This window comes from Dehalobacter sp. DCM (assembly GCF_024972775.1).
GTDB lineage: Bacteria > Bacillota > Desulfitobacteriia > Desulfitobacteriales > Syntrophobotulaceae > Dehalobacter.
On record NZ_CP092282.1, the window covers coordinates 1650464 to 1663694 of the forward strand.

Here is a 13231-nt window from a genome sequence, read left to right on the forward strand (position 1 = left end):
GAGAATTCCGGAGACTTACCAAGCCATTTTATGGGGCAGTTGAATAAGAAAATTGGCAGAAGGCTTTAATCATCCTGTAATGGATTGATTATGCCTTTTTATTTTTGGGGTTGGATGGTGTAGCCAGCAAGCATAATATATTGGAGGGTATATCGTGATTACCGGTATCTTATTTTTGATCATACTTATCGCATTAAACGCGTTCTTTGCAGCGTCTGAAATTGCATTGATATCTTTAAATGACAATAAAATAAAACTGATGGCCGAAGAAGGGGACAAGACAGCGAAAATATTGGTGGGTCTCCTGGGAGAGCCGAGTCGATTTCTGGCAACGATCCAGATCGGGATCACCTTTGCCGGGTTCCTGGCCAGTGCGTTTGCGTCGGAATACTTTTCCGATCCATTAGTTCAGCTTTTAGTACGCTGGGGAGTGCCTGTTTCAGAGACGGTTATCAAAACAATATCTGTTATCGGCATCACCATTATCCTCTCCTATTTTTCGCTTGTTATGGGCGAGCTTGTCCCTAAACGAATTGCAATGAATCGGGCTGAACGCATTGCCTGGATTGCTGCAAAACCGCTATATCTATTATCAAAAGTTGCCTCACCTTTCGTAAAACTGCTGACTGTATCCATGAATTTTTTTGTCAGGTTGTTCGGGGTTGATCCAAATGCTGAAAATGAGCAGGTCACAGAAGAAGAAATCCGTATGATGGTGGATGTCGGTGAGGAAAAAGGGACGATTCATGAGACAGAAAAAGTCATGATCAATAATGTCTTTGAATTTAATAATAAGACTGTATCCGAGGTCATGACCCATCGGACCGATATCGCCGCCTTAGCGATCGATGCCTCACTTGATGAGGTAATCGCTTTTGTTAACAGTGAAAAATACTCCCGCATACCCGTTTATGAAGATAATATCGATAATATTATCGGGGTGCTGCATTCCAAATATCTATTCCAATATCTTGTCAACCACAAAAGCTCAGAAAGTTTTACCCTGCGCGATGTTATACGCCAGCCTTACTTCGTTCCTGATTCGAAGCGCACGGATGAATTGTTTAAAGAGCTGCAGCAGAAAAAGACCCATTTAGCCGTTATTATTGATGAATATGGCGGCACCGCGGGTATCGTTACGCTGGAGGATTTGATCGAGGAAATCGTCGGTAATATATTTGACGAAGATGACGAGTTTGAACAGGAATTTGAAAAATTAGATGATAATACGTATATGATTTTTGGCTCGACGAGTCTGGATACGGTAGTGGAATACCTTGATGTGGAACTGCCAATCGAGGAATATGATACGTTAAGTGGTTTCCTTGTAGGCCAATTAGGACGGATTCCCGAGAATGAAGAGAAACCCACAGTCGAATTCAACGGACTGGTCTTTAAGGTCGAGAAGGTGGATGAAAAAAGAATTGCTAAAGTCAAGGTCTGCAGGGCGTAACTGGATTTGAAATAATCCAGTTACGCCCTTCCCTATGCCGATTGCGTTTTCTTCTATATTAACATATAATTATATCCATATATGTTAATGCGATGTTTATCGGTTAATGCATCACGCTGTTCTTGATTATAATTTAGGATAAGGGGGAGTTAATTTGGACGAAATTATCAATCTGCTAAGCATACTATCCGATAAAACCAGACTGCGGATTGTATTATTGCTTATGGAGCGGGAACTTTGTGTCTGTGAGATATTTGCCGCACTGAATATGTCACAGCCTCGGGTATCCAGACAGCTCGCCATCCTCAAACAATGCCGGCTTATAAAAGACAGAAGGGTTGGGAAGTGGATATACTATCATATTGATAACAATACGGAGGCGGACTATTTGAGGAGTATCGTTTCCCTCCTGGTATCATGGCTCAAAGACGACCCGGAATATAAACAAGATCAGCTGATGGTGGATTATGTGAAGCAATATCCCTGCTGTATATCGGAGGTAGAATAGATGGAAGAAAGATCAATGATTATCTTACCCATGCTTCAGACAACGTGTCTGACCGAATATGATCTTCAAGACCCGATAATCACCGGAGAAATAAAAACTCCCGCCGGTCTGGTACCCAAGGTGTCAACAGTGCTTTCAAGGAAGGATATCATCGGAGCATGGAAAGCGCGTTGGGGAATTAACCGGATGACGTATCGGATCAATCCGGGTATCTATGCGATTGGCGACCCAGATGATGCCTCCCCGATTTTTGTCAGTGCCAATTATAAAATGAGCTTTGATGTACTTCGAAGAGAATTGAATGGCATGAGCGCCTGGATATTGGTACTGGATACCAAAGGGATCAATGTGTGGTGTGCTTCAGGAAAAGGTACTTTCGGCACGGCAGAGATCGTGAACAAGGTGAATAAGACAAAACTTAGCCAGATCGTTCAGCATCGGACATTAATCCTGCCTCAGCTTGGCGCTCCAGGAACAAGCGCCCATAAGGTTCTGAAACAATGCGGGTTCAAGGTCGTTTACGGTCCGGTCAGAGCATCCGATATCAAAGACTATATGGCAGCAGGAATGCAAGCATCTGACGACATGCGGGCCGTACGCTTTACAATGGTTGACCGTTTCGTGCTGACGCCGATCGAGTTAGTCGGCACCTTAAAAAGATCCCTGCTTATCTTTGGTGTGTTATTTATGATTAATCTGATCCGGGCAAATGCCTTCGGAGTGGTTGATTTTTATGCGTATGTGGGTGCCATTCTTATGGGCTGTGTGTTGACACCGGTTCTCCTTCCATGGATACCTGGCCGCGCGTTTGCTTTTAAGGGCTGGCTATTAGGGTTGGTTTGGACGCTTGTCGTCTTAGGGCTTAGCGGCTGGCCGGCAGAATCTGCCCTCAGCATCGTCCGTTCTATCGGCTATTTATTGGTACTGCCATCGATCTCAGCCTATCTAGCGATGAATTTTACCGGCGCTTCCACGTACACGTCCATTTCCGGTGTGATGAAGGAGATGAGAAAAGCTGTTCCACCGATTATCATCACTTCCTGTTTGGGTGCAGTAATGATTCTGATGGACAGCTTATTCCTGTTATAACATTCATACGAAAGGAGCCTTGGCTATGAAGCATCACTATCTTAAAAATGTGTCGACATTGCGACTTCTGGAAGAAAAATGCACCGGCTGCGGGCGATGCATGGAGGTATGTCCTCATCAGGTTTTTGCAATAAAAAACGATAAATCGGAAATCATAGACAAAAACAGCTGTATGGAATGCGGCGCATGTGCCAATAATTGTCCGTTTGAGGCTATCGAAGTTAAGTCCGGCGTTGGCTGCGCTTCGGCAGTGATCAAAGGCTGGCTGACGGGGACAGAACCTACCTGCGGCTGTTCTGACGAAGGCGGCAGCTGCTGCTGAGATGCTTGAAAAGGGGGACCACGATGATCCCGCATACAACCACCATTACCGGCATATTAAGCGGCTATAAGACTGATCCGGCAAAGGGTCTTAGCTCGGATGAAGCGGCGCAACGGCTTGCCGAATATGGGAAAAACGAACTCCGAGCCGGGAAGAAAAAAACGAACCTCCAACGATTTGGCGAGCAACTAAAAGATATGATGATCATTATTTTGATATTGGCGGCGGCGGTGTCGTTGGGCGTCGCTGTTTACGAAGGGGACAGGGGAGGATATTTTGAGTCTTTCCTGATCCTCTTGATTGTCGTCATTAATGCCATCATGGGCGTCATTCAGGAAAGTAAAGCCGAAAAAGCATTGGAAGCGTTAAAAAACCTTTCGGCTCCGCATGCCAGAGTGCTGCGCAGCGGGCATGAGACCCTTTTGGAAGCCTCCCAGCTCGTACCCGGTGATGTCATCCATTTAGAAGCCGGTGACTACGTTCCTGCCGATGCACGCATTATTTCTGCTTCCAGCCTGCAGTCAGTGGAATCGGCATTAACAGGTGAATCTGTTCCGGCGGAGAAAGACGCAGAGGTCATTGTCGAAGAAAATGCAGCGTTGGGCGACCGTGTGAATATGCTTTATGCCGGGTCCAGTATAACCTATGGTCGGGCCAAAGCGGTTATTACGGCTACCGGGATGCATACGGAAATGGGTAAGATTGCGCACCTTCTGGATGCCCAAGAGGAAAGTCAGACCCCTCTGCAACAAAAGCTGGCCTTAATGGGAAAATATATCGGCATCGCTGCACTGGCAGCGTGTGCCGTGATTTTCGTCATTGGTATTTTCAGTGGAATGCACAGTATTGAAATATTTATGATTGCAGTATCTCTCGCTGTTTCTGCTATACCTGAAGGATTGCCGGCTATCGTGACGATTGTGTTGGCTATCGGTGTGCAGCGTATGGTGCGAAAAAATGCGATTATTCGAAAACTCCCCGCTGTGGAAACACTTGGCAGTGCGTCTGTTATTTGTTCTGACAAAACCGGGACATTAACCCAAAATAGAATGACGGCAGTTGCCGCTTTTGTACCTGATCGGGAGAAAGCGGATAACATCGACGGCGATGATTCACCACAGATAAAAAAACTGCTCCAATACGCTGCTCTGTGCAATAATGGCGCTGTCGAATTTAATGACGGCAGTGAATTCCATATTGGAGACCCTACTGAAACGGCAATCATCCTTGCCGCAAATAAAAAGGGATATTCCAAAGATGCTTTGGAACGTCAATACCCGCGTCTGGCCGAAGTCCCATTCGATTCCGACCGAAAGATGATGACAACCGTTAATCGGGTTGAAGACGCAATTATCGTTATTGTCAAAGGTGCTTTCGATGTCTTGGAGCAACGATGCGTTTCCGGTGATCTGGAAGCCGGAAGAATACATACGGAAAGTATGAGCCGTCAGGCATTACGTGTTCTGGCTGTAGCTTATAAAGAAATAGATTATGTTCCCCAGGCTCCTTCCGCTGAAGACCTGGAGAACGGATTGACCTTCATGGGGTTGATTGGATTGATCGATCCGCCTCGTCCAGAAGCAAGGGCAGCCGTGGCCATATGTCGTGAAGCCGGTATCAAAGCGGTGATGATCACCGGCGATCATATTGTTACAGCCTCTGCTATCGCCCGTGATCTGGGGATACTCAAGGACGAAGATCAAACCATCGGCGGCAGTGAGTTGAAGTCGCTTTCGGATGAGGAGCTAAGGGAGCGTATTCGCCGTATCGCCGTGTATGCCCGTGTTTCTCCTGAGGATAAAATACGAGTTGTACGTGCATGGCAGTATCAGAATGAAGTGGTGGCTATGACGGGTGACGGTGTGAACGACGCACCTGCCTTGAAAGCGGCTGATATCGGCTGTGCCATGGGTATAACCGGAACGGATGTGGCTAAAGGGGCTGCAGATATGACGCTTACGGATGATAATTTTGCGACTATTGTCGATGCGGTCAGGGAAGGCCGCGGCATATTTGATAATATCAAGAAAGTTGTTGGCTTTCTGCTCGGAACAAATATTGGAGAGGTATTGACTGTCTTCTGTGCAATGCTGATATGGAAACAGTCGCCCCTTCTCGCTATTCATCTTTTATGGATTAATCTGGTGACAGACAGTCTGCCCGCAGTTGCCCTGGGCATGGAAAAGGTAGAAGCGGATGTGATGAAGCGTCAGCCCAAGCCCAAGGACGAAAGTATTTTCGCCCATGGATGGGGTATTCGTATTGTATTGCTGGGTTTTATGTTTGCTGGTCTAACACTGACGGCGTTTTGGATCGGCTGGCAAATAACGGGCGATATTGTTGCGGGACGGACCATGGCCTTCCTGGTATTGGCGCTATCGCAGATCATCCATTCGTTTAACATGCGTTCCGAACAATCTGTGTTTATTATCGGTGTTTTTTCCAATAAGTATCTTAGCGGTGCTGCGGCGCTCTCGATGGCGCTGATCGCACTTATCGCATGTGTTCCGGTCATTGCCGATGTTTTTGGCTTGACCCGGTTATCCCCGGAACTGTACTTAGCAGCTCTTGGTTTTGCATTCGTACCATTGGTGGTCCTGGAGATAAGCAAAATACTCTGGCGAGTACACCGAGGCAAAAAATAGACTGCAAAATTATGGACTATTCTCGCTGGATATTTTTTCTTTTCTTCCTTTTGCGGATGATTTTTGATACCAGCCATCCCCCAATAAAAAATGCTAGGATATACCCGACACAAGCGATCAGTGGCATACCCCAGATTTTTGGGGTTATATCTGTCATGCTAATCAGGCTTGCACCAATAATTAAGGCGGCACAGAGCAGACTCATTGCGAGTTTGTCGACCATATCATCAGCTTGTCTGGCGGGCCCATCGGCATCGGTCAGGTTGATATTGATTTTGGCTTGCCCGCGCATGGCCATTTTTAAGATGTTGGAGAGCTGCTCCGGTATGGTCAGACTATTCTTAGCGGATCCGTAAAAGGACAAAGCGGCCGACATAAGCTCCTGGTGCAGGTCGAGATCCCTTAAAACCATGCCGGAGACGTGATTGGCCATTATCTGAACAAAATTGACCTGAGGGCAGCATACCGCGAGTACGCCTTCAATGGTGATCACCCCGCGTCCCAGCATGGTGATCCCTTTGGGGAGGTAGATCTGATGGTCATCCAGTATATCCTTGATTTCCTCTATGATCTGGCCAAAATGAAGTTCGCCCAGATCTAAATCGCCATAGCGTGCCAGCATGTTCTCAATATCTTCGTAAAGCTTGGTATGATTAAGTTTTCCTCTGATGGTGCCCATTCCTTGAAAGATGTTGATCAAGCCTTCTATATCACGTTGGACAACAGCGAGGATCATTTTTTTTAGGAATGATTTGTCTCTATTCGTGATTTGCCCGACCATACCGAGATCGAGCCAGACGATTTTTCCGTCGCGGATGTAAATGTTGCCTGGATGTGGGTCGGCATGGAAGAGACCGTCATCAACGATTTGCTTCACATAGTTTTCAGCGAGTTTGATGCCGATTTCAACGATATCGTAGCCGTCAGCCTTCAGTTCGGCCAAATGATCGATCTGAATCCCCTCGATATGTTCCATGACCAATACTTTCGATGTGGTTAATTCACGTTCTATCCTCGGGAAAGTGACATATTTGATACCTGAATTCAAGTTGGCGAATTTTTCAAGGTAATCCGCTTCGGCAAGGAAATCCATTTCCGATTGGGCTGTAGCCCACATTTCATCAATAAACATCCGTAAGTCTATTGTTCCCATATCAATGCGCAGGACTTTGGTCAGAGATATTGCTCTTTTGATCAGGTGAATATCCCGTTCCATGGTTTGGTAAATACCGGGACGCTGTACCTTCAAGACCACGGTTCGGCCATTTTTCAAAACAGCCTTGTGCACTTGGGCGATTGAAGCCGAGCCAATGCATTCTTGAGTAATCTCACTGAATCGTTCTTGGGCTTGTACACCATACTCTGATTCAAGAACACCAAGCATTTCTTCGAAGGAAATAGGCTTTACATCCGTCCGAAGTTCGCTTAACGCATCACAATAACGCCGGGGGAGCATATCGGTACGCATGGACATGATCTGGCCGAATTTAACAAATGTCGGTCCCAGATCTTCAAGCATTAACTTCATTTTTTCAGGAGAAACGCCGTGGATAATTCCATGGCGTCTTAGTACATTGATCATTTCCCGCAGACGGGCTGCATTTGTTTTGCTTGTAGGGCTTGTATTGGTTGTATTGGTTTTATTGGTTTTATTGGTTGTTTTGGTTGTTTTGCTGTCAGTCGAAGTGCCGTTGTATTTCATCTTTCTTCTCCAGCTCATTGAGCTTTTCTCGTAAGGCGGATAGTTCTTCTTTACTTAAAGTATCGAGCTTTTTCAGGAGAGTTTCCATATTCTTATCGTTCTTTTCCGGTTCGTGATTGGTCAGATTACGTCTTAATTCCTCATTAATGATTTTACCCTGTTCTAATGTGAGCTCACCTTTTTCTATGAGGGTATCAATCATTTCTTTGGTCTTTTCAGCGGAAGTAGCGATGGCCCCAATGCCCACAAGGAAGATTTTTTTCATCTCATCACTTAGATTCATATTCACAACCTCCTTTTACCTAGTATAACGAAAATAACGCTATAAATATAGAGGGAAAAAGCAGATTATTAAATATTTGGAATTAACAGAAAACAGTGTGTTCATCAATTTAATTATTTATGATAGTATTGAAGTAAATCACTGATAAATAAGCAATATATCCCATAATATGCTAAGAAACAGAACTTTTTTTCTTGTGTTCGCCAGATCATTGGAATATTTAACGACTAATATTATACCGTTTGGTATTCGTGATTTATGACGGCGCATATTTCCCTTATATTTATATTTCGGAGAATTTATACATTTATTATATGCTCAGCGGTACGTTTTTGTGGCTTGAATCGCTTATCTTGGGGGCGTATATCCTCGGATGGACGCTGTTGGTGATAGTTATAGGCGAGGATAATTTAAGAAAACGGAACAATATAAGGGTTAATAATACTCTTGTTACTGTGACAGAAGAAAAGTATGGAGGTCGATTGTTATGAAAATGAGAAACATGATGATAGCCACGGTAATCATTCTGATGATGGCGATTACGGGGTGCCAGAAAAACACAGAACCGGCGCCAAATCCAAATCCTGAGCCGACTCCGGCACCCGAAACAATGAATCTGGCAGTTTATTATCTCAAAGAAAGCAATAATGAGATCTACTTGGTCAGAGAGGTTCATACTGTCGAAAAAAGTGAAGGTGTTGCACGGGCTGCTTTAAACGAGCTGGTCAGCGGGACACCGCTTACGTCCGGTGCTTATAACGTGCTTCCGGCAAATACCCAGATTCTGGATATTACGATTGAAAAGGGTTTAGCGACCGTCGATTTTTCAGAAGAGGTCCTGCATGCCAATGTCGGAGCAAGCGGAGAAGCCCTGGGGATTGCCAGCATCGTCAATACATTGACCGAGTTTTCGACGATTCAAAAGGTTCGGTTTACTGTGAAAGGCAGTGCGGAAAAAGGCATGGACTGGTGGGGACATGTCGGACTTTATGAACAGCCATTTTCACGCGACCTGAGTTCGGTCAATGAACCGCTGATATGGGTAACGGAACCGACAGCAGAACAGGCCATCACGAGCCCATTGACAATTAAGGGGAATGCTAAAATTTTTGAAGCGGTTGTCAGTTATCGGCTGAAGGATTCAACTGGGAAGATTCTGGCGCAAGGGCATACGATGGCATCCGCCGGCGCTCCCGAGCGGGGTGACTTTAAGGCGACGTTGACATTTACGCCTATATCCACGGGTAAAGGAGTGCTTGAGGTCTTTGAGTCCAGTGCGAAAGATGGTAGCGATGTTAATAAGGTGACGATCCCGGTTACCTGGTGATTCTTTAAGAATTCACTCCGCACTCCAACCAATTGTGGTGATATCCTGGATAGGAGCGGTATAAAATATTAGGCGTATAATTCTAAATAGTATGAATATTTGTGCAACATTGTCTGTGAGATGATATAATAGAATAAAAACGTAAGAATTGTCGGTTTTGAGAGGAGTTGTTTTTTGATGCCGAGAGTATTTCTCAATAACAAATACTGGCTGAGAGGCGGCCGCTTAAACCAGAAACGTCATTTAGACATGACAGAGGAAGAAAAATCGCAAATTGCACGGTGTCTTACACATCCTCCAAAGAAAACGCCCAACCGGTCTCGTTACGGTTGGGCGTTTCAGATACGGGTTTCTATATCGTCAGATAGAGTTTCCGCCAATGCAGAAACATGGCTATAACAACCCAAAAGCCTGTGTATAGGCAGATAAATGCTAACTGGGGATTTGTACTCCAACTATTTACCCAATCGTAAATTATTTGGAATAGTGTCACGGATTGGCTGTGGATGGTTACGTTAACATGACGCACAACGGAATAAAGCATGGATGAGCCAAAGTAAATAAGAATGGCATTTCGGCCGATTGAGTCAAACGGATAATAAAACGGCGCCGAGATTTTGTCGATAACCGGTATTCGTGTATCCCATAATAGGTGGGAAATAGCCAAAACCATAATCGAACAGCCTGAAGTCAGGGTGACAAAGGAAGGTGTCCATAGGCGTTTGTTGATAGGGATGAAGTGGGCGAGGACAACCGTCAGGGCTAGGAGAAAAACACCGAGAGCCAGTATTTTGAGAAAGCCCCACTGAATAGAATCTCTTTTTAAAAATACACCGGCAGTAAAACCAAAAAGAGAGCTGGCCATTGCTGAAAATAGGGTGCATACCCCTTCGGGATCGTAACCCATTCGCCCCTGGGCGTAGATATGATTATTCGTAAAAATTAGCGGGTCAAGCATACCGGACAGGTTATTTCCGGGGATGGGCAGACCTCCCGGTATGTCGCGGCTGGTATAGATCAGGAGGATAAGATAAACAGCAAGAATTACTATGCCGGCGCTAAAAGGCCAGATCCATCTTCCGGATACTCTGGTTATAATCACAGTAAGCAGGCCGGTAACCGCAAGGACTTGCAGAACACCGGTAAAGCGCAGTGTAGAAAAGCTAAAGTTCCACGTTACGAGAAGATTAAAGAGCAAACCAATGAGAATAAGAAGCAAAAAACGCCGGACTAAGCGAAGCCACGGCACTTTTTTACTATAAGCGATGGCCATGGCCGTACCGGATAAGGTCACAAAGGATGGAAAGGCAAAGTCGATGAGATGATAGCCGTTCCAGATAGCGTGTTTGACATAGAGAGCGTATAGCGGGCCTTCCGGTACAAAGGTTAAAAATACCAGCAAAACGGATAAAGCCCGGGCAAAATCCAGGGCCTTGATCCTATTGGGGCTTTTTTTCTTCATAGAGAACTTTCCTTTCTGATTCTGCAAGTTCATTGTGTTTTCAGACGGATCTATTGTTCTAATTTAATCCAATGGGTTTCTTTATGACCAGCCGCAAAATCAAAGGCAGTTTTTGTTGATAGTATACCAACGCTGTACCGTCCCTCCTCAGGATTCCAGACATGATACGCGTTTAAGGCGGCTTCGTATTTTGCTTTATCCTCATTAGAGGTGATTGCTGTAATTGAGGCATCGGGGTGTTGATCCCAGTGCAGCAAAAATACAATATATCGCGCATCCGCCACGGAATCCGTAACTTGAAGTTCACGTAGCGCCGTGCCGGCTGCCCGATGATCCGGGTGTGTATCATCCCAGGTCATCGTTTGATGAAGAGCGCGTGGATACATTGCTTCAAAGGAAAGAATAATATCTTTTACATCCTCAGACGACACCTGGCCGTCAGGAAGATCGTTCAAATAGATATTATAGGGCTTGATACCGAGATTAGCGGCGGATTCGCGGATATCCATCAGGCGTGACTCGCCAAGCTCGTCGCGTGTCAGCGGGGCAAGGCCCTGAAGTGATAATTTCTCGCTAACTACATTCAATGTTGCACTGGCCGTACCCTTTGTAAGCAAGACGAGGATAACCGGATCGAAGTGCTTTTGCGCTTCGATAATCGCGGCTCCCATGTTTAAAACTTCATCGTCAGGATGAGGAACATAGAAAATACAAGCCTGAGTTGGTGTGTCAGGCTTTGCCGGTTCATCGGAGGGCACTTCGGGTTTTGAAGGCTCTACTGGTATAGCCGGTTCCGTTGGGGTAACGGGGTTCGTTCCATACGATATTGCCCATATGACACCAAGGACGGTAACTAAAACCGCGATAAACAGAATAGGTAGCAGAAACTGTTTCTTCATAATAGCAAGTCATCCTTTATACGTACTGTTAATTAATTCTAATTTGTTTTAGGCTTGCTGAACAGTCCTGTTTACAAGTTTTTATGCAATATGGAATGGTTTTTATTATAAAATGCTATTAACAAAGAGTTTTGCCAGCATCGGATCAAACTGAGCTCCGGCGTTCTTCAGGATCTCCTCTGCCGCCGCCTTTGGCTCGAATGCAGCCCGATACGGCCGGTGGCTGGTCATCGCATTGTATGCGTCGGCAATCGCAATAATTCGTGCTTCTAATGGGATCTCAATCCCTTTTAAACCTTGAGGATAACCCGTCCCATCCCAGCGTTCGTGATGCCCCAGGATGGATTCGGCCAGATTGGCGTATTCTGGGATCGAATTGATAATATTATGGCCAATTTCCGGATGCCTTTTTATTTCGGCACGTTCAGAATCAGTTAAAACATCCTGCTTCGTGATGATACGCGGGTCAAGACTAACTTCCCCGATATTTCGAATGCGACTCAGGGTTTTAAGAGAACGAATACTTTCATCGCCTAAACGGACGGCGCGGCCGATTTCGGCGGCATAGAAGCTTACGGTTTCTGATTCAACTTTTTCGTTGGGATTTCGCTTGTAAAGCGTTTCAATAATGATTTGAACCAGAGGATGGAACGGTTTGTTCTCATTATCTTGACCATCATCCGATGCGTTAATCTCAGACGAGGGCTTAATATCAATATTAAGAGAATCCAACTGCGCATTGGCAGCGAGTTCATTAAGCCGTTTGACAAGGACTTGTGCTTGGGCAGCAGTTGTCTTAGGCAAAAGTATAACAATTTCTTCATCGCTGACCCTGGCGATAATATCATCGGTGCGGCATTCATCCTTAATAATCTTAGCAATCTTTTTAATTATCGAATTTGCTTTAGTAGTCCCAAGTTCCTGCCTCATTAGCTCCAGATGATTAATATCAATCACCGCAAGCGAAATCGGAAGATTTCTTTCCGTATTCAAACGTTTCAGCTCTTCTTCAAAAAAGCGGCGATTATATAGTCCGGTCACCGGATCGTGAAAATTAGCGTAATGGGCCCGGGCAATTTTTTTCTTGCCACTGACCGAGCCATTGATCAAGAAGACCATCCCATGAATGTGATTATCGTTGTCGGACACCGGTGCCGATTTGATTTTTACCGAACGTTTTTCACCATTCTTACATTGGATCGTACTGTTCTTGACCAATAAAATATCCCCAAGAGATTTGCCTATTACCTCATCGCTTGTCCAACCGGATAGGCCTTCGGCTTTCTTGCTGATAAGCTGGATCTTGTTTTGGTTGTCCGTCAAGATAACGGCATCATCGATAGTCGCTAATGTCGTTTTTAACCATACTTGCCCTGACTCCATCTCAACGTCTCCATTCACTAATCAATCGGATAATTATCCTTATCTTGATTATCGTCTATTACGAAATAATTATTTAGGGGAGAAAAACGGAGCAAATCCGATAAAATAGGAACTAACTAAGAATAATCACCCGTATTTCAGGTGGATGCTTTAACAAA

Annotated in this window: 11 protein-coding genes; 6 read left to right on the forward strand and 5 right to left on the reverse strand. The window is 45.1% G+C overall.

The annotated features are described in order from the left end of the window. The first annotated feature begins 154 nt into the window (after nucleotides 1-154). The 5 genes from LPY66_RS07755 (at nucleotide 155) to LPY66_RS07775 (ending at nucleotide 6017) form a co-directional block, all read left to right on the forward strand. A complete protein-coding gene (locus LPY66_RS07755) occupies nucleotides 155-1453 on the forward strand; it encodes a hemolysin family protein (protein WP_337987505.1) in 1299 nt (432 codons plus the stop codon). A gap of 154 nt (nucleotides 1454-1607) precedes the next feature. Then, nucleotides 1608-1961: an ArsR/SmtB family transcription factor gene (locus tag LPY66_RS07760; protein ID WP_337987506.1), complete on the forward strand. Its 354-nt coding sequence runs from the start codon at nucleotides 1608-1610 to the stop codon at nucleotides 1959-1961. Further along, a complete protein-coding gene (gene hgcA / locus LPY66_RS07765; protein ID WP_337987507.1) occupies nucleotides 1962-3050 on the forward strand; it encodes a mercury methylation corrinoid protein HgcA in 1089 nt (362 codons plus the stop codon). Between the two features lie 19 nt (nucleotides 3051-3069). After that, on the forward strand, nucleotides 3070-3372 hold the full coding sequence (hgcB, locus tag LPY66_RS07770) for a mercury methylation ferredoxin HgcB (protein WP_337987508.1): 303 nt from the start codon (nucleotides 3070-3072) through the stop codon (nucleotides 3370-3372). A 23-nt stretch (nucleotides 3373-3395) separates the two neighbouring features. Further along, nucleotides 3396-6017 carry a calcium-translocating P-type ATPase, PMCA-type gene (locus LPY66_RS07775; RefSeq protein ID WP_337987509.1) on the forward strand — a complete coding sequence of 874 codons (2622 nt, stop codon included), beginning with the start codon at nucleotides 3396-3398 and terminating at the stop codon, nucleotides 6015-6017. Between the two features lie 16 nt (nucleotides 6018-6033). Here the strand turns inward: LPY66_RS07775 and LPY66_RS07780 are convergent, their stop codons facing one another. Further along, the gene (locus LPY66_RS07780) at nucleotides 6034-7719 is read right to left on the reverse strand and encodes an ABC1 kinase family protein (RefSeq protein WP_337987510.1); all 1686 of its coding nucleotides are present in this window, start codon (nucleotides 7717-7719) and stop codon (nucleotides 6034-6036) included. After that, nucleotides 7694-8002: a phasin family protein gene (locus LPY66_RS07785; RefSeq protein WP_337987511.1), complete on the reverse strand. Its 309-nt coding sequence runs from the start codon at nucleotides 8000-8002 to the stop codon at nucleotides 7694-7696. Before LPY66_RS07785 ends, LPY66_RS07780 begins: the two co-directional genes overlap by 26 nt. A 487-nt stretch (nucleotides 8003-8489) precedes the next feature. Between LPY66_RS07785 and LPY66_RS07790 the strand changes: the two genes are divergently transcribed. Beyond that, a complete protein-coding gene (locus tag LPY66_RS07790) occupies nucleotides 8490-9329 on the forward strand; it encodes a Gmad2 immunoglobulin-like domain-containing protein (protein ID WP_337987512.1) in 840 nt (279 codons plus the stop codon). Nucleotides 9330-9681: 352 nt separating this feature from the next. Here the strand turns inward: LPY66_RS07790 and LPY66_RS07795 are convergent, their stop codons facing one another. The 3 genes from LPY66_RS07795 to LPY66_RS07805 all read right to left on the reverse strand — a co-directional run bounded on the left by LPY66_RS07795 (nucleotide 9682) and on the right by LPY66_RS07805 (nucleotide 13073). Then, the gene (locus LPY66_RS07795; RefSeq protein ID WP_337987513.1) at nucleotides 9682-10791 is read right to left on the reverse strand and encodes a heparan-alpha-glucosaminide N-acetyltransferase domain-containing protein; all 1110 of its coding nucleotides are present in this window, start codon (nucleotides 10789-10791) and stop codon (nucleotides 9682-9684) included. A 50-nt stretch (nucleotides 10792-10841) separates the two neighbouring features. Then, complete coding sequence (locus LPY66_RS07800; RefSeq protein ID WP_337987514.1) at nucleotides 10842-11690, reverse strand: PIG-L deacetylase family protein; 849 nt, start codon at nucleotides 11688-11690, stop codon at nucleotides 10842-10844. A gap of 105 nt (nucleotides 11691-11795) precedes the next feature. Then, nucleotides 11796-13073, reverse strand: coding sequence for an HD domain-containing phosphohydrolase (locus tag LPY66_RS07805; protein ID WP_337987515.1), 1278 nt, complete (start codon nucleotides 13071-13073; stop codon nucleotides 11796-11798). Between the last annotated feature and the right edge of the window lie 158 nt (nucleotides 13074-13231).

Coding starts and splice junctions, on each gene's coding strand:
- hgcA (WP_337987507.1), top strand. CDS start 1,962: ATGGAAGAAAGATCAATGATTATCTTACCCATGCTTCAGACAACGTGT.
- LPY66_RS07775 (WP_337987509.1), top strand. CDS start 3,396: ATGATCCCGCATACAACCACCATTACCGGCATATTAAGCGGCTATAAG.
- LPY66_RS07780 (WP_337987510.1), bottom strand. CDS start 7,719: ATGAAATACAACGGCACTTCGACTGACAGCAAAACAACCAAAACAACC.
- LPY66_RS07785 (WP_337987511.1), bottom strand. CDS start 8,002: ATGAATCTAAGTGATGAGATGAAAAAAATCTTCCTTGTGGGCATTGGG.
- LPY66_RS07790 (WP_337987512.1), top strand. CDS start 8,490: ATGAAAATGAGAAACATGATGATAGCCACGGTAATCATTCTGATGATG.
- LPY66_RS07795 (WP_337987513.1), bottom strand. CDS start 10,791: ATGAAGAAAAAAAGCCCCAATAGGATCAAGGCCCTGGATTTTGCCCGG.
- LPY66_RS07800 (WP_337987514.1), bottom strand. CDS start 11,690: ATGAAGAAACAGTTTCTGCTACCTATTCTGTTTATCGCGGTTTTAGTT.
- LPY66_RS07805 (WP_337987515.1), bottom strand. CDS start 13,073: ATGGAGTCAGGGCAAGTATGGTTAAAAACGACATTAGCGACTATCGAT.